This window comes from Roseivivax sp., from assembly GCF_054552075.1.
Window position 1 is genome coordinate 22,387 of sequence record NZ_JBTOLZ010000016.1, and the last position, 19,758, is coordinate 42,144.

A 19,758-nucleotide genomic window follows, 5' to 3' on the forward strand; every position below is an offset into this window, starting at 1 on the left:
CTGTGTGATGCGGGCCGCGCAATGTCTGGTGTCGCGGTGTGCCTGCCAATCAGTCTAACGACGCCTGTGGCGGTCAGCTCAAGTGGTGGGTCCAGCGACTTGCCGCGCGGACCCGCCCACAGCTCTCCTCACCGGCGCGCCCGGCCTCAGCCGTTGGCTTCGCGGATCTTCTCGGCGGCGTCCTTGTCGTAGCTCACGCCGTTGTCGGAGAAGAGCTGGTCCAGCTCGCCCGAGAGCGTCATCTCGGTGATGATGTCGCAGCCGCCGACGAACTCGCCCTTCACGTAGAGCTGCGGGATGGTCGGCCAGTCGGAGTAATCCTTGATGCCCTGGCGGATCGCCTCGTCGGAGAGGACGTTCACGTCGGTATACTCCACGCCCATGTAGTTCAGGACGCCCGCCACGCGGCTCGAGAAGCCGCATTGGGGCATCGACTTGGTGCCCTTCATGTACAGGACCACGTCGTGGGATTTGACCGTCTCGTCGATCTGGGTCTGCGCGTCGGTGGTGCTCATGTCCGTTCCCTTCGGAAGTTCGTGTTTGCCGGAGGTGCCCGCCTTGGGGGCCGTCAGTCCGGCACCTTGGTGGTCAGCGCCAGGGCGTGCAGCTCGCCCTGGCTGCCGTCCATCTTGCCTTTCAGCGCCGAGTAGACCGCGCGTTGCTGCTGCACGCGGTTCTTGCCCCGGAAGCTCTCGTCGATGACCTCGGCGGCATAGTGGTTCCCGTCGCCGGCCAGATCGGTGATCGTGATCTTGGCGTCGGGAAACTCTGCGCGGATCAGCGCTTCGATTTCGTGGGCCTGCATAGCCATGAATAGGGGCTCCGATGTCTCGTATTGGTCCAGATGTAAGGGGGGCTTGCGGGCCACGCAAGCGGGCTCAGGCCGTGATCTCGGCCCAGACCGGCACGTGGTCCGAAGGTTTCTCGCGTCCGCGCTGCTCCCGGTCGATGCCCGCCTCGACCAGGAGGTCGGCGCAGGCGGGGGTCAGGAGCAGGTGGTCGATGCGGATGCCGTTGTTCCGGTTCCAGGCCCCGGCCTGGTAGTCCCAGAAGGAGTAGTGCCCGGGCCCGGGGTGGCGGGCGCGGAAGGCCTCGGTGAAGCCCAGGTTCAGGATCCGCCGGAAGGCCGCGCGGCTTTCCGGCAGGAAAAGCGCGTCCTCGCGCCAGCTCTCGGGCTTGGCGGCATCCTCGGCCTGGGGGATGATGTTGTAATCGCCCGCCATGAGCGCCGGTTCCTCGCTCGCGATGAGCTCTTCGGCGCGGGTCCTGAGGCGCTCCATCCAGGCCAGCTTGTAGTCGTATTTCGGCCCCGGCGCGGGGTTGCCGTTGGGCAGGTAGAGCCCGCAAATCCGCAAGGGCAGGCTGTCGCCCATGACCGTGGCCTCGATCCAGCGCGCCTGTTCGTCGCTGTCGTCCCCGGGCAGACCGCGGCGCACGTCCTCGAGCGGGCGCTTGGACAGGATCGCGACCCCGTTGAAGCTTTTCTGGCCGTGGGTCTCGACGTTGTAGCCCATGTCCTCGAAGTGCTCGCGGGGGAAGTTCTCGTCGACCGATTTGATCTCCTGGAGCAGCGCGACGTCGGGCTGGGCCTCGGAGAGCCAGGCCGAGAGTGCCTCGAACCGGGCCTTGATGCCGTTGATGTTGAAGGTCGCGATCTTCATGGGGCAGGGGCCTCCGGTGGCGTTGAGCTGCGCCGTTTCTGGGCGAGGCCGCGGCGCATTGCAAGCGGTGGGGGTGGCGCGTTCCCTGGCTCGCCGCCGGTTTGAAGCACCCCGAGCGCGTCAAGCGACTTCTTCTGCGCCCGGACCGCGCCGCAGGCGCAGGGCGCGCGCCGGACCGGCCCCTTGGGCCGGCGCTTCTTGGGATGGTGCGCCTAGTTCGTCGTTCGTCCCGACCTTGTTGGGATAAAGTGCACAGCTCAGAGGGCAGCAGCGCCGGCCCCCGGTCCGGCGCGCGCCCTTTGCCCGCCGGGGGTGTGCTGGGTGTCGAGGGCGGATGCGCGGGAGGGCCGACGGGTGGTTCGCGCTTAATCTGACGGTGTATCCACGGAGACCTTGCGGGGCGCCTAGCCGTCGAGCCTTGTGAAACGATCCGCCTGCCAATGCGAACAGCGGCCCAGCCGAGCCAAACACCCGCGCGGCCCGACCATGCAACCATCCACCCTCAACAAAACCAAAAACGCCCGCATCATCCGACACGGGCGCTCTCCATCCGAACAAAACCGGCGCCCACCAATCAGGCCACCCGGCGCGCTTCAATCACATCGCGAAACTCGTCCCGCAGCCGCAGGAGCTCGCCACATTCGGGTTCTCGATCACGAATCGCGCGCCGATCAGCTCGTCGGAGAAGTCGATCACGGCGTTTTCCAGGAACTGCAGCGACACCTGGTCGACCACCACCTTCTGGCCCTGGCCCTCGAGCACCAGGTCCTCGTCCTCGGGCGCATCGAGCTTGATGTCGTATTGGAACCCCGAGCAGCCGCCGCCCTCGACGGCCACGCGCAGGGCCTGTCCCTGGTCGCCCGCGCCGATCTCGGCCAGGCGGGCAAAGGCGCGCTCGGTCACTTTCGGGGGCAGTTGCATCGATAATCCTCGCAAAACAGGGGGTTTGAGCTGTCTCTGGGCGTTTTCATCCCGCGCAGACCCCAATATATGAAGGTCCGGGACAGCCGACAAGGACAGGACCGGAATGACTGCCGCCTATGCATGCTCGCCCGCCTTCGCGCGCGGGCGGCTCCACCCCGAGGAGGAAAGCGCCTTCCGCTCCTGCTTCCAGCGGGACCGGGACCGCATCATCCATGCCTCGGCCTTTCGCCGCCTGAAGCACAAGACCCAGGTCTTCGTGGAACACGAGGGCGATTTCTACCGCACCAGGCTCACCCATTCGATCGAGGTGGCGCAGGTGGCGCGGACCATCTCCAACGCCATCGGGCTCGACATCGACCTGACCGAGGCGGTGGCGCTGGCCCATGACCTCGGCCACACGCCCTTCGGCCATACCGGCGAGGATGCGCTCGACGCGCTGATGCAGCCCTACGGCGGCTTCGACCACAACGCCCAGACGCTGCGCATCGTGACCACGCTGGAACGCCACTACGCCGAGTTCGACGGGCTGAACCTGACCTGGGACACGCTGGAAGGCATCGCCAAGCACAACGGCCCGGTCACCGGCGAGCTGCCGCATGCGCTGGCCGAATACGACGCGGTGCAGGACCTCGAGCTGCACACCCATGCCAGCGCCGAGGCGCAGGTGGCGGCACTCTCGGACGACATCGCCTACAACAACCACGACCTGCACGACGGGCTCCGGGCGGGGCTTTTCACCGAGGCGGACATCGCCGAGCTGCCGCTGGTGCGCGAGGCCTATGCCGAGGTCGACCGCGCCTATCCCGCGACCGATGCCACCCGGCGGCGGCACGAGGCGCTGCGGCGGGTCTTCGGCTACATGGTGGGCGACCTGATCGACACCTCGCGGGCGGCGCTGCTGGCCTCGGGGGCAAACCACCCGCAGGAGATCCGCGAGCTCGGCCGGCCGGTCATCTCCTTCTCCAACGGGCTCTGGGCCGACCTGAAGGAGATCCGGGCCTTCCTCTTCACGCGGATGTATCGCGCCCCCTCGGTCATGGCGCAGCGCGCCAAGGTCACCCGTGCGGTGCACGAGCTGTTCCCGATCTACCTTGGCGATCCGGCGCTGCTGCCGCGCCGCTGGCAGGGCGACATCGAGAGCGCCGCCGACGAGGCCGCGCTGGCGCGGCTGGTGGCCGATTACATCGCGGGCATGACCGACCGTTTCGCGCTGCAGGAACACGCGCGGCTGACCGGCGAACACGTGCTGGCCGACCAGACCTGAGCGTGGCAGGGGGGCTTTGACCGCGCCGGGCTGACCGTGGCGCGGCGCGCCGTTTGCCCGGTTTCGAGGCAGCCCCAGCGGCCCCCGCGCATCGGTGCCGCAAGCCTCTGCGCAGACAGCACGAATTTCCCTCGAAACCCCGCGTGACCCCGCTACACTCGGGCGGGTCACGGGCAGAGAGGGCAGCATGGCGACAGCAGAGACCGCGGGGCTTGCCCCGGTCATGGCCTTCGCGCTGGTGGGCGCGCTTGGCGTGGGCTCGCAATGGATCGCCTGGCGGCTGAGGATGCCGGCCATCGTGCTGATGCTGGTCGCGGGCCTCGCCGTGGGGCCGGGGCTGGGCATTCTTGATCCCGGGCGCGATTTCGGCGCGCTCCTCCAGCCCATGGTGGCCATCGCCGTGGCGATCATCCTCTTCGAGGGCGGGCTGACGCTGAACCTCGGCGGCCTGCGCGACGCGGCGACCGGGGTGAAGCGGCTGGTGGTGCTGGGCGCGCCGCTGGGATGGATCGCCTCGGCGGCGGCGCTGCATTACGTGGCGGGGCTGAGTTGGGCGACCTCGGCGGTCTTCGGCGGCATCATGATCGTCACCGGCCCGACGGTGATTGCGCCGCTCCTGCGGCAGGCGCGGCTCCGGCGGCGGCCCGCGGCGCTTCTGCAATGGGAGGCCATCGTCAACGACCCCGTGGGGGCGCTGGCGGCGGTCCTCGCCTTCGAAGTGGTGGTCGTCACCCAAAGCGCGGGCAGTGCGGGGCACGCGGCGCTCGACGTGGCGAGCGGCATCGCGCTGGCGGCCTTCCTGGGCCTTGCCGCGGGCTGGGGCATGGCCCGCGCCTTCGCCCGCGGCATGGTGCCGGAATACATGAAGGTGCCGGTGCTCTTCGTGCTGGTCCTCGGCGTCTTCGGCGTCTCGGACTGGGTGCTGCACGAGGCGGGGCTCCTGGCGGTGACGCTCATGGGGCTGGTGATCGCCAATGTCGAACTGCCCTCCTACACCGAGCTGCGGCGTTTCAAGGAGCAGGCGACCGTCATGCTGGTTTCCGGCGTCTTCATCCTGCTGGCCGCCAACATGGACCGCGCGACGCTGGCGGCGCTCGACATCCGGGCGCTGCTTTTCGTGCTGGCGGTGATCCTGCTGGCGCGCCCCGCGGCGGTGCTTCTGTCGCTGGCCTTCTCGGATGTGCCCTGGGCCGAGCGGCTCCTGATCGCGCTGACCGGCCCGCGCGGGGTGGTGCTGGTCGCGGTCGCGGGGCTTTTCGGCGAACGGCTCGCGGGCATCGGCATCGAGGACGGCGCGCAGATCGCGCCCCTGGCCTTCGCGCTGGTGGCCGCGACGGTGGTGCTGCACGGCTTCACCCTCTCGCCGCTGGCGCGTCTCCTGGGGCTGACCGCGGCGGACCGGCCGGGCGTGATGATCGTCGGCGGCTCGCCCTGGTCGGTGGCACTGGCGCGCGCGCTCAAGGGGCTCGATCTGCCGGTCATCGTGGTCGATCCGAACTACATGCGGCTGCGTGGCGCGCGCGAGGCCGAGATCGAGACCTATTTCGGTGATCTTCTGTCCGAGGACGCCGAGCACCGGCTCGACCTGGTGCGCTATGAGCATGTCATCGCGGCCACCGACAACGACGCCTACAACACGCTTGTGACCACCGACCTCGGGCCGGAGTTCGGCCGCGAGAAGGTCTTCCAGCTCAAACGCTCGCGCGAGACCTCGGCGCGGCACACGCTGCCCGCGACGCTGGGCGGGCGGCCCGTGGCCCCGAACGAGACCTACCTCGAGGCCAACCGCCGCATCTCCGAGGGCTGGGAGTTCCGCACCACGCGCCTGACCGACGAGTTCGACCTCGAGGATTGGCGCAGCCGCAACCCCGAGGCGGTGCTGGTGGCCGATCTCGACGCGGCGGGCACGCTGCGCTTCCTCGGTCCCGAGGAGAGCCCGCGCGAGCAGCCCGGCACCCGCATCCTGGTGCTGGCGCCGAAGCGGCCCGAGCGCAAGGAGGCCTGAGCGCAAGGAGGGCCAAGCGTAAGGCGGCCCAAGCGTAAGAAGGCCCGAGGCCTGAGGCTGCATTGACGCCCCTTGCCGGCATGGTAGACGGAGCCCCGAAGTCAGGAGCACGCCGTCATGAACCTCTTTTCCGAGATCGGAACCCTTGTCACCGACGCCATCGGCAAGCTGCAGACCGAAGGCCGCCTGCCGGGCGAGCTGAACCTCGGCCCGGTCACCGTCGAGCCGCCGCGCGACCCCGCGCATGGCGACATGGCGACCAATGCGGCCATGGTGCTGGCCAAGCCCGCGGGGCAGAAGCCGCGCGACATCGCCGAGGCGCTGGTGCCGCATCTCTCCGCCGATCCGCGCGTGGCCGAGGCCAGCGTGGCGGGCCCGGGCTTCATCAACCTGCGGCTCTCGGGCGCGGTCTGGCAGGCGCTGCCCGCCGCCGTCCTTAAGGCCGGCGAGGCTTATGGCCGTTCCGCCATGGGGCAGGGCCAGCGGGTCAACGTGGAATATGTCTCGGCCAATCCCACCGGCCCGCTGCACGTCGGCCATACCCGGGGCGCGGTCTTCGGCGACGCGCTGGCGGCGCTGCTCGACTATGCGGGCTACGAGGTCACGCGGGAATATTACATCAACGACGGCGGCGCCCAGGTCGACGTGCTCGCGCGGTCGGTCTACCTGCGCTACCTTGAGGCGCATGGCCACGAGGTCGAGTTCGCCGAGGGCACCTATCCCGGCGACTACTTGATCGCGGTCGGCGCGGCGCTGAAAGAAGAGGTCGGCGAGGCTTATCTCGACCAGCCCGAGGAGGTCTGGCTCGAGAAGGTGCGCCTCTTCGCGACCGAGCGGATGCTCGACCTGATCCGCGAGGACCTCGCGCTTCTGGGCGTGAAGATGGATGTCTTCTTCTCGGAGAAGTCGCTCTACGGCACCGGCCGGATCGAGGCGGCGATCGAGAGCCTGCGCGACAAGGGCCTGATCTACAAGGGCGTGCTGGAGCCGCCGAAGGGCAAGACCCCCGAGGACTGGGAGCCGCGCGAACAGACGCTCTTCAAGTCGACCGAATACGGTGACGACGTCGACCGGCCGATCATGAAGTCGGACGGCGCCTGGACCTATTTCGCCCCCGACATCGCCTATCACTACGACAAGGTGGAACGCGGCTTCGACCTGCTGATCGACGTCTTCGGCGCCGATCACGGCGGCTACGTGAAGCGGATGAAGGCGGCGGTCGCGGCGCTCTCGCAGGAGAAGACGCCGCTCGACATCAAGCTCACGCAGCTGGTGAAGCTCTACAAGAACGGCGAGCCCTTCAAGATGTCGAAGCGCGCCGGCACCTTCGTCACCCTGCGCGACGTGGTCGAGGAGGTGGGCTCCGATGTGACCCGCTTCGTCATGCTGACCCGCAAGAACGACGCGCCGCTGGACTTCGACTTCGACAAGGTGCTGGAGCAGTCCAAGGACAATCCGGTCTTCTACGTGCAATACGCCCATGCGCGGATCTCCTCGGTGCTGCGCAAGGCCCAGGCCGCGGGCATCGACGTGAGCGACGCCACGCTGGCCGGCATCGACGCCACCGACGCGGCGCATCCCTCCGAGCTGGCGCTGGCCAAGAAGCTCGCCGAATGGCCGCGCCTCGTGGAGATCGCCGCGCGCACCTCCGAGCCGCATCGGGTGGCCTTCTACCTCTACGAGCTGGCCTCGGAACTGCACGCGCTCTGGAACCGCGGCAACGACGAGCCCGGGCTGCGCTTCCTGCAGGAAGACAACCCCGCAACAAGCCAGTCGAAAATCGCCCTGGCGCGGGCTGTCTCGGTTGTTTTGGCAGCGGGATTGGGTATCTTGGGCGTCGAACCGGCAGAAGAAATGCGCTGATACAAAAAAGCGCCCGCCGGACTGGCAGAGCAGCAGACCGGCGGGATGTCCGCCGGAACGAGAGGCAGGCATGGCGGAGACCTATCGCTCCGGTCCCGACGAGGGGGGCCATCCCAAGAATCCATTTGCGACCCTGACGCATCTGACCGGCGCGGCGGTATCGCTTGCGCTGATCGTCGGCGTCGGCGTCTGGGGCACGAAGCTGGTGATGCGCGACGTCTCGGGCATCCCGGTGGTGCGCGCGGCCGAAGGGCCGATGCGCGTCCAGCCCGAGAACCCCGGCGGCCAGCCCGCCGATCACCAGGGGCTCGCGGTCAACGACGTGGCCGGGCAGGGCGTGGCGCCGCCGCCGCCCGAGACCCTGACGCTTGCCCCCGAGGACGCGCGCCTCTCAGATGAGGACACCCCGCAGGAGGTGGCCGCCGCCGATCCGGTGGTGCCGCAGCCGAAACCCGAGGCCGGCGCGGCCGAGGGTGAGGGCGAGGAAGAGCTGACGCTCGCCGCGCTCGTCGAAGAGGTCACCGCCGGGGCCAAGCCCCTGTCGCCGCTCGCCCCCGGTGAGGCGGGCGAGGGGGCCGCCGATCAGGCCGAGGCCGAGCGCCCCGCCTCCGGCAAAGAGGAGATGGAGCGCGCCGCCATCGACGCGACCATCGCCATGGCGCTTGGCGGCGAGGACGGCATGGCCCGCTCGCTGAAGCCGCGCGCCCGGCCCAGCGGGCTGCGCACCGCCGCGCTGAGCCCCGTCACCCCCGAGGAGGCCGAGGCCGCCCGCGAGATCGCCCCCGAGGACCTCGCCTCCGGCACCCGGCTGGTGCAGCTCGGTGCCTTCGACAGCGCCGAGACCGCGCGGCAGGAATGGGCCAAGCTCTCGACCCGCTTCGAGGATTACCTCGGGCCTAAGTCGCGGGTGATCCAGCAGGCGCAATCCGGCGGCAAGACCTTCTACCGGCTGCGCGCCCATGGCTTCACCGATCTCTCCGACGCGCGGCGCTTCTGCGCGGCGCTGGTGGCCGAGGGCAGCGACTGCATCCCGGTGGTGGCCCGGTGAGCCGGTTCGGGGCGGCGATCCTCGCCCCCCTGGGGCCGCGGATCACCGAGGAGGAGCGGCGGCTCTTCGCCCGCAGCAACCCCTTCGGCTTCATCCTCTTCGCGCGCAACCTCGAGACGCCGGACCAGATCCGGGCGCTGACGGCAGAGCTGCGCGACGCCGTGGGCCGCGATGCGCCGGTCTTCATCGACCAGGAGGGAGGCCGCGTCCAGCGCCTGCGCCCGCCGCTGGCGCGCGGCTGGACCCCGCCGCTTGATTTCGCCGGGGCGCATGGCGATGTCGCGGCCAAGGCGCTTTACCTGCGCTACCGGATCATCGCCGCCGAGCTGCGCAGCTACGGCATCGACGGCAATTGCGCGCCGACCCTCGACGTGGCGCGGCCCGACACCCATGCGATCCTGCGCGACCGCTGCCTCGGCACCGGCGTCACCGAGGTGACCGAGCGCGGCCGCGCCGTGGCGCAGGCGCATTTCGACGGCGGCGTCCTGCCGGTGATGAAGCACATGCCGGGCCACGGGCTTGCGCAGCTCGACAGCCACCTGGCGCTGCCGCGCATCTCCGAGGCGCCGGATGTGCTCATGGGCACCGATTTCGCGGTCTTCCGGGCCTTCGCGGACCTGCCGCTCGGCATGTCCGCGCATCTGGTCTTCGAGGCCTTCGATCCAGCGAACCCGGCCACGGTCTCGCCGCGCATGATCGAGCTCATCCGCGCCGAACTGGGCTTCCGCGGCTTCCTGATGACCGACGACATCTCCATGGAGGCGCTCTCGGGCAGCGTGCCCGAGCGGGGCGCCGCGGCCAAGGCGGCGGGCTGCGACTGCGTCTTGCACTGCAACGGCGATTACGCGGAAATGGCCCCGCTGATGGAAGAGGTCGGCGAGATGAGCGCCGAAAGCCATGTCCGCGCCGTTGCCGCCCTGACCGCCCGCCGCGACCCCGGCGAGGTTGACATCGAGGCTCTCACCGCCAAGCTGGAGGCGCTTGGCTCCGGGCGCGCGGGATGACAGACGACCAACCCGAATTCGACATCCAGCCGATCTCTGTCGCCGACCGCCTCGAAGCGGAGGCGCTGATCGTCGACGTGGACGGCTTCGAGGGGCCGCTCGACCTGCTTCTGACGCTGTCGCGGACGCAGAAGGTCGACCTGCGGAAGATCTCGGTCCTGCAGCTCTCGCGGCAATACCTGGCCTTCGTCGAGAAGGCCCGCGCGCTGCGCATCGAGCTGGCGGCGGATTACCTGGTCATGGCGGCCTGGCTGGCCTTCCTGAAATCGCGGCTGCTGCTGCCGCCCGATCCCACCGAGGAAGGCCCCTCGGGCGAGGAACTGGCCGCGCATCTGGCCTTCCAGCTCGAACGGCTGCAGGCCATGCGCGAGGTTGCCGCCCGGCTCATGGGCCGCGACCAGCTGGGCCGGGATTTCTTCGTGCGCGGCATCCCCGAAAAAATGGAGCGGGTGCGCCGGGTGCGCTATTCGGCCTCGATCCTCGACCTGATGCAGGCCTATGCGCGGATCCGCACCCGCGACGATTTCCGCCCCTTCGTGATGGACCGCGACCATGTCTTCACGCTGGAGATGGCGCTGGACCGGATGCGCGGCATGATCGGCTTTGCGGGCACCTGGACGGATATTTCCTCCTATCTGCCCGAAGGCTGGGACCGTGACCCGATGCGCCTGCGCTCGGCCACCGCGGCGACCTTTGCCGCCTCGCTGGAACTGGTGAAGGAGGGCCGGGCGGAATTGCGCCAGTCCGAGATGTTCGCCCCGATCGAGTTGCGCCGCCGCGACGGGCGCGAGACATGAGCGCCATGGCCGACGATCCGATTCCCGAAGACGAGACCCCGATGCCCGAGACCCCGGAGGGTGGCGAGACGCCGCTGCGCCGCGCGGAGGCGGATGCGATGCAGGATGCGCGGGCCGAGGGGGCTGGGAGCGCTTCGGGTGAGGTTGCTGGTCAGCACGGGGCGGACGTGGAGAGCGGCGACGCCTCTGCCGGGGCTGCGGGCGCGGGCGGTGCGGAAGCCCCCGAAGCCGACGCCGAAACCCCCGAGGACGAGGCCCCGCAAGAGACCCTCTTCGAGGCCCCGCCCATCGGCGAGCAGGAGCGCATGGTCGAAGCCATCCTCTTCGCCTCCGCCGAACCCGTCACCGTGCGCGAGCTCGACGACCGGATGCCGCATGGGGCTGACGCCGCCGAGGCGCTGGTGCACCTGCAAAAGCGCTACGAGGGCCGGGGCGTGCGCGTCACCCGCGTCGGCGACGCCTGGGCGATCCGCACCGCGCCGGACCTCGGCTTCCTGATGCAGAAGGAGACCGTCGAGACCCGCAAGCTGTCGCGCGCGGCGATCGAGACCCTGGCCATCGTCGCCTATCACCAGCCCGTCACCCGCGCCGAGATCGAGGAGATCCGCGGCGTCTCGGTCAGCCGGGGCACCGTCGACCAGCTGCTCGAGATGGAGTGGATCCGCTTCGGCCGCCGCCGCATGACGCCGGGCCGCCCGGTGACCTTCGTGGTGACGCAGGAGTTCCTCGACCACTTCGGCCTCGAAAGCGCGCGCGACCTGCCGGGCCTGAAGGAGCTGCGCGCCGCGGGGCTCCTGGAGAGCCGCCCGCCGCCGGGCACGCTGCCGCAGTCGGGCGAGGGCGACCTCGACGCCGAGGAAGAGACCGACGAGGGGCAGAGCGAGTTGTTCGAGGACTGAGGCGGGCGCGTTCGGCCTAGCCGCGAAGCGCGTCTGCCGCGTTGTCGGTCTGAGCAGCAGACTGCGCAAGGCAGGCGCCGCCCGCCCACACCACGGCCCAATGCCACCCAAACACCGCACACCAAAAGAAAACGCCGCACCCCGGTCAGGGCGCGGCGCTTCCGCCGTCCGAAGGCTCCGCCCGCTCAGTCGCGGAGCGCGCCTTCCTCGTCCCGGCGCTGCTGCATCTTGGCCTTCACCCGGCGACCGACGATCACCGGCAGCACGAAGCCCACGATGGCCACGGCCCAGAGCCCGATCGACAGCGGGCTGTCGACCAGCGTCCACCAGTTGCCGTTGTCGATGGTGATCGCCCGGCGCAGGTTGCTCTCCATCGCGTTGCCTAGAAGCGTGCCGAGGATGATCGGCACCAGCGGCACGTCGAGCTTGCGCAGCCCCCAGCCCATGACCCCGAAGCCGATCATCACCATCAGGTCGAAGCTCGAGCCCGAGATGCCGTAGATGCCCACGAAGCTCACCATGGCCACGATCGGCATGAGGATCCGCGAGGGCACCATGAGCACCCGGGTAAAGAGCCCCACCATCGGGATGTTCATCGCCAGCAGCATGAAGTTGGCGATGAAGAGCGCCGCGATCAGGCCCCAGACCACGTCGGGGTTCTGGGTGAACAGAAGCGGCCCCGGCGTGATGTTCAGCGCCAGAAGCACCGCCAGCAGCACCGCCGTGGTACCCGAACCCGGCACGCCGAGCGCCAGCATCGGCACCAGCGCGCCCCCGGCGGCGGCGTTGTTGCCGGTCTCGGGGGCCGCGACGCCGCGCGGATCGCCGGTGCCGAAGGTGTTCTCGCGGTCGACCAGGCGCTTCTCCATCGAGTAGGAGATGAAGGAGCCAAGCGAGGCCCCCGCGCCGGGCAGAACACCCGCGATGAAGCCCAAGACGCTGGTCCGCAGCATGGTGGGCGTGCAGCGCTTGATCATCGAGAGCGGCGGGTAGAGCCGGCCGATCTCCATCTTCTTGCCCGAGGCGTCCGAGCCGCCGTGGCGATGCTCGAGGAAGATCAAGACTTCGGAGAGCGCGAAGAGCCCAACGATGGCGACCAGGAAGTCGATGCCGTCGTAGAGGTGCACCTCGCCGAAGGTGAAACGCGGCACGCCGGTCTGGGTGTCGACGCCGATCATGGCGAGCCCGATACCAAGCGCCGCGGCAAAGGCCGATTTCGCCTGGTTGGTCGAGGAGACCCCGCCGAGCGTCATGAAGGCCAGCGCGAAGAGCGCGAAATATTCCGCCGGACCGAAGAGCAGCGCGATCTTCACCAGCTGCGGCGCCAGGAAGATCAGCCCCCAGGTGGCGAAGAAGGCGCCGACGAAGCTCGCGATGCCCGAAAGCGACAGCGCCTCGCCGGCGAGCCCCTTCTTGGCCATCGGGTGGCCGTCGAGACAGGTCATCATCGCCGGCTCGTCACCGGGAATGTTCAGAAGGATCGACGAGATCCGCCCGCCGTACATGGCCCCGTAATAGACCGAGGTCAGCAGGATCAGCGAGGGCGTCGCGCCGAGGCCCATGGTGAAGGCCAGCGGGATCAGGATCGCCACGCCGTTCGAGGGGCCGAGCCCCGGCATGGCGCCCATGACGGTGCCGAGAAAGCAGCCAAGCAGCGCCAGCGCCAGGTTCTGCCAGGTGAGCGCGATGGCGAAGCCGTCGCCGAGGGATGCGAAGATATCCATGGTGCCCCCTCAGAAGCCCCAGGGGCCGCGGGCCAGCGAAAGCCCGAGCACCAGGTGAAAGATGACGTAGATGCCGACCGAGGTGCCGACGCCGGTGGCCACGGCCTCGAGCGGGCGCGAGCCCAGGCGCCAGGCCAGGTAGCCGGCGGCGAAGGCGGTGGCGATGACGAAGCCCGCCTCGGGAAGAAGCTGCGCATAGGCGATCATCACGATCACCGCGGCGGCGATTTCCGCGAGCCGCCCCAGCGCGGGCCAGCGCGGTTCCGCGTCGGGCTTGAGGATGATGGCCAGCGAGGACAGGCCGAGGATGGCGGCCAGGATCAGCGGAAAGGCCTTCGGTCCGACGGCATCGGAGAGGAAGCTTTCCTCGATCGCCAGCGCCGCCATGGCGTAGGCGAAAGCCAGCAGGATGCCGAAGACCCCGAAGATACGATCGCTCATGGGGGATCTCCTGAGTGAAAGGGTGAGGGGAAAGGGGGGCCGCCACGCGCGGGAGGGCGGGTGGCGGCCCCGGGGAGGCCGGGGCGGGGCGGCTGCCTCAAGCCACCCCGCGCGGAGCCTCACTTGATGATGCCGATCTCTTTCGAGATGCCCTCGATGCGGGCCACCGATTCCGAGACGAAGGTCTCGAACTCTTCGCCCTGCAGGTCGAGCGGCGCGAGGCCGTTGGCGTCCATGACGGCTTTCCACTCGTCGGTGGCGTAGAGCTCGGAAAGCTTCGAGACCCAGGTGTCATAGGCCGCGTCCGACATGTCGCCCGGCGCGTAGAAGCCGCGCCAGTTGGCGCCGATGGCGTCCACGCCCTGCTCCTTGGCGGTCGGGAAGTCGGCGAACTCGCCCGGCAGGCGCTCGGGTGCGAGCACCGCGATCACCTTGATGTCGCCCGAATCGACGAAGCCCTTGGCCTCGGAGATGTCGCCGGTGAAGGCCTGGACCGAGCCCGCGAGAAGCTGGGTCACCGCCTCGCCGCCGCCGTCGAAGGCGATGTATTTCACCGAACGGACGTCATCGATGCCATAGGCATTGGCCGCGATCAGCACCTTGAGGTGGTCCCAGCCGCCCACGGCGGAGCCGCCCGCGACCGACACGCTGGTCGGATCGGCCTTGATCTGGTCCAGCAGTTCGGGAAGCGTCTCGACCTCGCTGTCGGCGGCCACGGCGATCACGCCGTAATCCGCGCCGATGGTGGCCAGCCAGCGCACCTGATCCATGGAATTGCCCGGGTAGGCGCCCTGCGCCAGCCGGGTCGCGGTGGCCGAGGAGGCCGCGACGATCAGGTCGTTGTCGTCGCCGCGCTTGTTCACGACTTCCGCGAAGGCCACGCCGCCGCCGCCGCCGGCGAGGTTCACGACCTGCATGGTCTTGTCGATGAGGCCCTGGTCCTGAAGCGACTTGCCGACCTGGCGGCAGGTGAAGTCCCAGCCGCCGCCCGGGTTGGCCGGGGCGATGCACTCGGGGTTTTCCGGGGTGTAGTCCTGCGCCTGCGCCGCGACGGCGGACAGGCCGAGGATCGCGGCCGTCATCAGGCCGCGGGTTGCCGATTTGATCATGGTTTCCTCCACTTGGTGGCCGCCTGGCGCCCTCCGCGCCGCGACCGAAAGTCCCCCGCGGGGTCCAAGGCGGCTTTTCAGCCTCCCGGGTTGCGGGTTACGAGAGGGGATAGCCGATAAAGCTGTCGTGAACCTGTCACCGGGCCGCGCCGGCGCTTTGGGAGGAGATTCGGCGATGCGGGTTCTGATGGTCGAGGATGCCACCGACCTGGCCGAGGGCGTGGTCGCGCGCTTCGCCCGGGTGGGAATCACCTGCGACCTGGCCGCCAGCCTCGAAGAGGCGCGCGACTGCCGGGCGGTGCAGGGATTCGACGCGATGATCGTCGACATCAACCTGCCCGACGGCTCGGGCATCGACTTTTTGCGCGAGGTGCGCGCCGCGGGCGATGCCACGCCGGTCCTGATGCTGACGGCGCTGGCCTCGATCGACGACCGGGTCGGCGCGCTCGATCGCGGTGCGGACGATTACCTGGGCAAACCCTTCGACCAGCGCGAGCTCGAGGCGCGGCTGCGGGCGCTGGTGCGCCGCAACGCCGCCCAGCCGCAGAAGGGCGAGGCGATCACGCTGGGGCCGCTCTGTTACCTGCCGGCCGAGCGCAGCGCCACGCTGCAGGGCCGCCACCTCGAGCTGACCCGCCGCGAGGCGGCGCTTCTCGACGTGCTCCTGCGGCAGGAAGGGCACTTCCTGACCAAGCAGCGGCTCTACGATTCGCTCTTCGGCTTCGACGACACCGATGTGGGCGTGAACGCCATCGAGCTTTACATCGCGCGGCTGCGCAAGAAGCTCGCGGGCACCCCGGTGGTGATCGAGACCCGACGCGGCGTCGGCTACCGGATCGGGCTGCATGCCTAGGCCCGCGCCCGCGGCCCCGAGCCTGGCCTACCGCGTCCTGGGCGCGGTCCTGGTGATCCTGCTCGCGGGCGGGCTGCTGGTCGCGGGCTCGACCTGGTTCAACGGGCGGCAGGCGGCGCGGCAGGCCTACGACCGGATCCTGGTGGGGGCCGCCAACGACATCGCCGAATCGATCCGCATCCAGGACGGCGGGCCTTTCGTGGACCTGCCGGTCTCGGCCTTCGAGCTTCTGGCCCAGGCCCCCGACGACCGCATCCACTACGCGGTGACGGGGCCCGGCGGCGAGCCGGTGACCGGCTTCGGCGTGCTGCCGGGCCATCCCGAACACGCCCCCGGCCGCATCGAGCCGGAGTTCTTCGACGCCGATCTGCAGGGCGAGGCCGCGCGCTTCGTCACCGTGACGCGGCGCTTCGCCGAGCGGGATTTCTCGGGCGAGGTCACCGTGACCGTGGGCCAGACCCTGCGCGCGCGGCGCGCCATGGCGCTGGCGCTCATGGTCGATGCGCTGCTGCCCATGGTGCTGGCGGGAATCGCGCTCATGGGCATCTCCTGGGTGGTGATCCGGGGCGCGGTGCGCCCGCTCGGCGCGCTCTCGCAGGATCTGGCCTTCCGGGACCCCTACGACCTGACACCCATGCCGACCGAAGGCGTGCCGCAGGAGCTGCGGGTCATGCTCGACGCGATGAACCGCTTCATGGGGCGGCTCGACCGGCAGATGGGCTCCATGCGCAACCTGATCTCGGACACCGCCCACCAGCTGCGGACCCCGGTCGCGGCGATAAGGGTGCAGGCCGAGACGCTTCTGGAGGAGGACAGCCCGCCGGGCCGCGCGCGGGCGGGCGAGCGGCTCCTGGCGCGGACCCGATCGCTGGGGCGTCTCCTCGACCAGCTCCTGAGCCGCGCGCTGGTGATCCACCGCACCGACAGCGCGCCCCGGGTGCCCGTCGATCTGCGCGAGATCGCGCTCGAGATCGTCGAGCGGCGCGACCACGAGCTGCTGGCCCCCGGCGCCGAGATGCGGCTGGAAATCGGGCCTGAGCCGGTCATGGTCATGGCCGAGGTCTTTTCGCTCGAGGAGGCGGCGAAGAACCTTCTGGCCAATGCGCTGCGCCACGGCGTGCCGCCGGTCGTGCTGGGCGCCGAGGAGCGCGATGGGCAGGCCGCGCTCTGGGTCGCCGACGCGGGGCCGGGGCCGGCGCCGGAGCTTCTGGCGCGGCTCGGCGGACGGTTCGAGCGCACCGCCCAGAGCCAGGAACAAAGCGCGGGCCTTGGCCTCGCCATCGTGAAATCCGTGGCCGAAGCCTTCGGCGGGCGGGTCGAGATGACCCAAGAAAAAACGGGCTTCCGGGTGGTGCTGATCCTGCCCACAGCCCCCAGCGAGGAGGCCCCATGACCCTGCTGCGTTACGCCCTCGCCGCCTTCCTGGCGCTCATCGCCGTGCCCGCCACCGCGCAGGAGGACATCGCCGAGTTCGGCACCGGTGCGACCGAGATGACGCTCATGTCGACCACCGACATCGCCATCATCGCGCCGGTCATGCAGCGGTTCGCCGATCTCAACCCCGACCTGCTCCTGCGCTACGAGCAATGGGGCTCGAACGCGCTGTTCGCGCGCAGCCGCGCGGCCTGCGAGGACGGAGGGCAGGGCGCGCCCGCCGATGCGATCCTCTCTTCGGCGGTGCATCACATGGTCTGGCTGGTGAACGCCGCCTGCGCGCATCGCTACGTCTCGCCGCGGACCTCGGCGCTGCCGCCGGTGCGGCGCTGGCGCGACGAGGTCTGGGGCCTGACCGAAGAACCGGCGGTCATCATATACAACAAGCGCGCCCTTGGTGGGGCCGAGGTGCCGCGCAGCCGTTTCGCGCTGCTCGACCTGATGCGCGAGGCCCCCGAGGCGCTGCGCGGGCGGATCGCCACCTATGACATCGCGGCATCGGGGCTGGGTTATCTCTTCGCCCATAGCGACAGCCTCGAGGCCAGCACCTTCGGCGCCATGCTCGAAGGCTTCGCCCGGGTCGACGCGGTGGCGACCTGCTGCTCGACCGAGATCATCCGCGGGGTGGCCGAGGGCCAATACGATTTCGCCTACAACGTGCTGGGCTCTTACGTGGCCAGCGTCGCGGAGCCCGACGTGGGCGTCATCCTGCCCGAGGATTACACGCTGATCCTCTCGCGCAGCTACATGATCCCGCACGGCGCCCGCCAGAAGGAGGGTGCGACGCGGCTTCTGGATTTCCTCCTGTCGGCGGAGGCGCAGGGCATGCTGGCCGAGATAGGCCTGGTGATGAGTGCCGATGCCGACGAACACGGGCTGGTGCCGAGCGCCCGGCGGCTGATCGCGCTGTCCCCGTCGCTTCTGGTGGCACTCGATGCCAACACCCGCGAGGGGCTTTTCTCGATCTGGAACAATGCCTTCAGCCTGGGCGGCTCGCCCTGAGGGGGCCACACCACGTCAGATCGCCAAGCATTGCGATTGACCGGGGGTGCGGCCTTCTGTAGCGAGGAAGATGTGATCGGTTCCGGCAGCCCGCCGGAGGAAAGAGGGAATGCAGTGCGGCGCCCCAGGCGTCAAACCTGCAGCTGCCCCCGCAACTGTGAGCGGCGAGCGCAGGCCGGGATACCACTGGAGCAATCCGGGAAGGTCGGCCGAAGCAAAGACCCGCGAGCCAGGAGACCTGCCTGTCACGGGCGACACCACGAACCCCCTCGGGTGAGAGGGAAAGGAGAACGACCATGACCACCACGACCCTCACGGCAGGCCAGAGCGGTTCGCGCAGCATCCTCGCGGCGCTGTCGGCGGCAGTCCTCGGGCTCGGCATCCTCTGGATGGCCGGCCACGCGCAGGCGGGCGCCCTGCATGACGCGGCGCATGACGTGCGCCACGCCACCGGCTTCCCCTGCCACTGACCTCATGTTCACCCGGATTCTGACCAGCGCGCTCTTCGCTGGGGCTGCCGCGGGGCTGATTGCCGCCCTGCTGCAGCTTGTCTTCGTGCAGCCGGTGCTGCTGCACGCGGAGCTCTACGAGGGCGGGGAGCTGGTGCATTTCGGCCCCGGCGGCGAGGCCAATTCGGCCAGGCCCGCGCTTGGCGGCTTCGACGCGCTGCGCGACGGCCTGAGCATCATCTTCACCATGCTGATCTACGCGGGCTATGCGCTGGTGCTGATCCCGCTCATGGCGCTCGCGCAGGAGCGCGGCGCCCAGATCAATGCGCGGTCCGGCCTTCTCTGGGGCGCGGCGGGCTTTGTCACCGTGCACATGGCGCCGGCCTTCGGCCTGCCGCCCGAGGTGCCGGGCGTTGCCGCCGCCGACCTCATGGCGCGGCAGCTTTGGTGGGGCGCGACGGTGCTGGCGACCGGCATCGGCCTCTGGCTCGCGGCCTTCGGGCGGAGCTGGGCGGCCTGGGGCGGCGCCGTGGTGCTGCTGCTCGCGCCGCATCTCGTCGGCGCGCCCTCGCCCGAGGTCTTCTCGGGTCCGGTTCCGACCGAGCTTGGCGCGCTTTTCGCGGCGCGGGCGCTTGGCACCGGGCTCGCGGCCTGGGTGCTGCTGGGCGGTTTCGCCGGGTTCTTCTGGGCCCGCGAGACGCAAGGGCAGGGCGCGGCGCAGACCGCCTGAGCCCCGCCTGACAGGAGAGCACCGGCATGGACCGATCCATTCCGCTTCTGGTGATCGGGCTCGTCCTCGGGGGCGGGCTCGGCTTCACCTTCGCGGCCGGCCAGGGCATCACGCTGGACGGCCACGACCATTCCGACCCTGCCCATCACGGCGCCCATGCGGGCGGCGCGGGCGGCGGTCAGGGCGCGGCGCACGACCACGGCGAGATGCTGGAGCTGCCCGCGGGGCCCGATGCCCCGGCGCTTGCGCTCGCGCTCAGCGAGGATCCGGCCTCGGGCTGGAACCTGCAGATCCAGACGCAGAACTTCACCTTCGCGCCCGCCAATGCCAGCACCGCGCATGTGCCCGGAGAGGGCCACGCCCATCTCTACGTGAACGGCGAAAAGCGCGCGCGGCTCTATGGCCCCTGGGTGCATCTGGCCGATCTGCCTGACGGTCCGGTCGAACTGGCGGTGACGCTGAACGCCAATGATCACCGGCTTCTGGCGGTCGAAGGTAAAGCTTTGCGTGAAGTCGTGACGCTGCAGAACTGAGCGCGGCGAGGGGCCGCG

Annotated in this window: 20 protein-coding genes and 1 riboswitch; of the genes, 13 read left to right on the forward strand and 7 right to left on the reverse strand. The window is 69.7% G+C overall.

All coding sequences use genetic code 11. From position 1 onward, the window contains the following. Nucleotides 1-146: 146 nt before the first annotated feature. From grxD to ACX938_RS12805, 4 genes are all read right to left on the reverse strand, one after another. Nucleotides 147-515, reverse strand: coding sequence for a Grx4 family monothiol glutaredoxin (gene grxD / locus ACX938_RS12790; protein WP_459431342.1), 369 nt, complete (start codon nt 513-515; stop codon nt 147-149). A gap of 53 nt (nt 516-568) precedes the next feature. Then, entirely contained in the window at nt 569-811 is a 243-nt protein-coding gene (locus tag ACX938_RS12795; protein ID WP_459431343.1) for a BolA/IbaG family iron-sulfur metabolism protein, read from the reverse strand. A 67-nt stretch (nt 812-878) separates the two neighbouring features. Next, a complete protein-coding gene (gene xth / locus ACX938_RS12800; protein WP_459431344.1) occupies nt 879-1,661 on the reverse strand; it encodes an exodeoxyribonuclease III in 783 nt (260 codons plus the stop codon). 597 nt (nt 1,662-2,258) lie between these two features. Continuing rightward, nucleotides 2,259-2,582: a HesB/IscA family protein gene (locus tag ACX938_RS12805; protein ID WP_232752997.1), complete on the reverse strand. Its 324-nt coding sequence runs from the start codon at nt 2,580-2,582 to the stop codon at nt 2,259-2,261. Between the two features lie 106 nt (nt 2,583-2,688). Here ACX938_RS12805 and ACX938_RS12810 point away from each other — a divergent pair, with 106 nt between their 5' ends. From ACX938_RS12810 to scpB, 7 genes are all read left to right on the forward strand, one after another. After that, nucleotides 2,689-3,849 carry a deoxyguanosinetriphosphate triphosphohydrolase gene (locus ACX938_RS12810; protein WP_459431345.1) on the forward strand — a complete coding sequence of 387 codons (1,161 nt, stop codon included), beginning with the start codon at nt 2,689-2,691 and terminating at the stop codon, nt 3,847-3,849. Between the two features lie 187 nt (nt 3,850-4,036). After that, nucleotides 4,037-5,854, forward strand: a complete 1,818-nt coding sequence (locus tag ACX938_RS12815) for a cation:proton antiporter (protein WP_459431346.1) — start codon at nt 4,037-4,039, stop codon at nt 5,852-5,854. Between the two features lie 117 nt (nt 5,855-5,971). Next, on the forward strand, nt 5,972-7,717 hold the full coding sequence (gene argS, locus ACX938_RS12820; RefSeq protein WP_459431347.1) for an arginine--tRNA ligase: 1,746 nt from the start codon (nt 5,972-5,974) through the stop codon (nt 7,715-7,717). Nucleotides 7,718-7,787: 70 nt separating this feature from the next. After that, nucleotides 7,788-8,765, forward strand: a complete 978-nt coding sequence (locus ACX938_RS12825; RefSeq protein ID WP_459431348.1) for an SPOR domain-containing protein — start codon at nt 7,788-7,790, stop codon at nt 8,763-8,765. After that, nucleotides 8,762-9,769, forward strand: coding sequence for a glycoside hydrolase family 3 N-terminal domain-containing protein (locus ACX938_RS12830; protein ID WP_459431349.1), 1,008 nt, complete (start codon nt 8,762-8,764; stop codon nt 9,767-9,769). Before ACX938_RS12825 ends, ACX938_RS12830 begins: the two co-directional genes overlap by 4 nt. Next, on the forward strand, nt 9,766-10,566 hold the full coding sequence (locus ACX938_RS12835) for a segregation and condensation protein A (protein ID WP_232752991.1): 801 nt from the start codon (nt 9,766-9,768) through the stop codon (nt 10,564-10,566). The genes ACX938_RS12830 and ACX938_RS12835 overlap by 4 nt, the downstream gene beginning before the upstream one ends. Before the next feature lie 287 nt (nt 10,567-10,853). Further along, the gene (scpB, locus tag ACX938_RS12840; protein WP_459431394.1) at nt 10,854-11,465 is read left to right on the forward strand and encodes an SMC-Scp complex subunit ScpB; all 612 of its coding nucleotides are present in this window, start codon (nt 10,854-10,856) and stop codon (nt 11,463-11,465) included. A gap of 185 nt (nt 11,466-11,650) precedes the next feature. Here the strand turns inward: scpB and ACX938_RS12845 are convergent, their stop codons facing one another. The 3 genes from ACX938_RS12845 to ACX938_RS12855 form a co-directional block, all read right to left on the reverse strand. Then, the gene (locus tag ACX938_RS12845) at nt 11,651-13,189 is read right to left on the reverse strand and encodes a tripartite tricarboxylate transporter permease (protein WP_232752990.1); all 1,539 of its coding nucleotides are present in this window, start codon (nt 13,187-13,189) and stop codon (nt 11,651-11,653) included. Between the two features lie 9 nt (nt 13,190-13,198). Further along, nucleotides 13,199-13,630: a tripartite tricarboxylate transporter TctB family protein gene (locus ACX938_RS12850; RefSeq protein WP_232752989.1), complete on the reverse strand. Its 432-nt coding sequence runs from the start codon at nt 13,628-13,630 to the stop codon at nt 13,199-13,201. A gap of 119 nt (nt 13,631-13,749) precedes the next feature. Beyond that, nucleotides 13,750-14,739, reverse strand: coding sequence for a Bug family tripartite tricarboxylate transporter substrate binding protein (locus tag ACX938_RS12855; protein WP_232752988.1), 990 nt, complete (start codon nt 14,737-14,739; stop codon nt 13,750-13,752). Between the two features lie 175 nt (nt 14,740-14,914). Here ACX938_RS12855 and ACX938_RS12860 point away from each other — a divergent pair, with 175 nt between their 5' ends. The 6 genes from ACX938_RS12860 to ACX938_RS12885 all read left to right on the forward strand — a co-directional run bounded on the left by ACX938_RS12860 (nt 14,915) and on the right by ACX938_RS12885 (nt 19,740). Next, the gene (locus tag ACX938_RS12860; RefSeq protein ID WP_232752987.1) at nt 14,915-15,592 is read left to right on the forward strand and encodes a response regulator transcription factor; all 678 of its coding nucleotides are present in this window, start codon (nt 14,915-14,917) and stop codon (nt 15,590-15,592) included. Continuing rightward, entirely contained in the window at nt 15,585-16,985 is a 1,401-nt protein-coding gene (locus tag ACX938_RS12865; RefSeq protein ID WP_459431350.1) for a sensor histidine kinase N-terminal domain-containing protein, read from the forward strand. The genes ACX938_RS12860 and ACX938_RS12865 overlap by 8 nt, the downstream gene beginning before the upstream one ends. Beyond that, nucleotides 16,982-18,028, forward strand: coding sequence for an ABC transporter substrate-binding protein (locus ACX938_RS12870; protein ID WP_459431351.1), 1,047 nt, complete (start codon nt 16,982-16,984; stop codon nt 18,026-18,028). The genes ACX938_RS12865 and ACX938_RS12870 overlap by 4 nt, the downstream gene beginning before the upstream one ends. A gap of 60 nt (nt 18,029-18,088) precedes the next feature. Next, nucleotides 18,089-18,288: riboswitch (cobalamin riboswitch) on the forward strand. Nucleotides 18,289-18,324: 36 nt separating this feature from the next. Further along, entirely contained in the window at nt 18,325-18,498 is a 174-nt protein-coding gene (locus ACX938_RS12875; RefSeq protein ID WP_232752984.1) for a CbtB domain-containing protein, read from the forward strand. A 4-nt stretch (nt 18,499-18,502) separates the two neighbouring features. Then, nucleotides 18,503-19,207 (forward strand): CbtA family protein, encoded by a 705-nt coding sequence (locus ACX938_RS12880; protein ID WP_459431352.1) that lies wholly within the window; start codon nt 18,503-18,505, stop codon nt 19,205-19,207. Nucleotides 19,208-19,233: 26 nt separating this feature from the next. Then, on the forward strand, nt 19,234-19,740 hold the full coding sequence (locus tag ACX938_RS12885; protein ID WP_459431353.1) for a hypothetical protein: 507 nt from the start codon (nt 19,234-19,236) through the stop codon (nt 19,738-19,740). Nucleotides 19,741-19,758 lie beyond the last annotated feature (18 nt).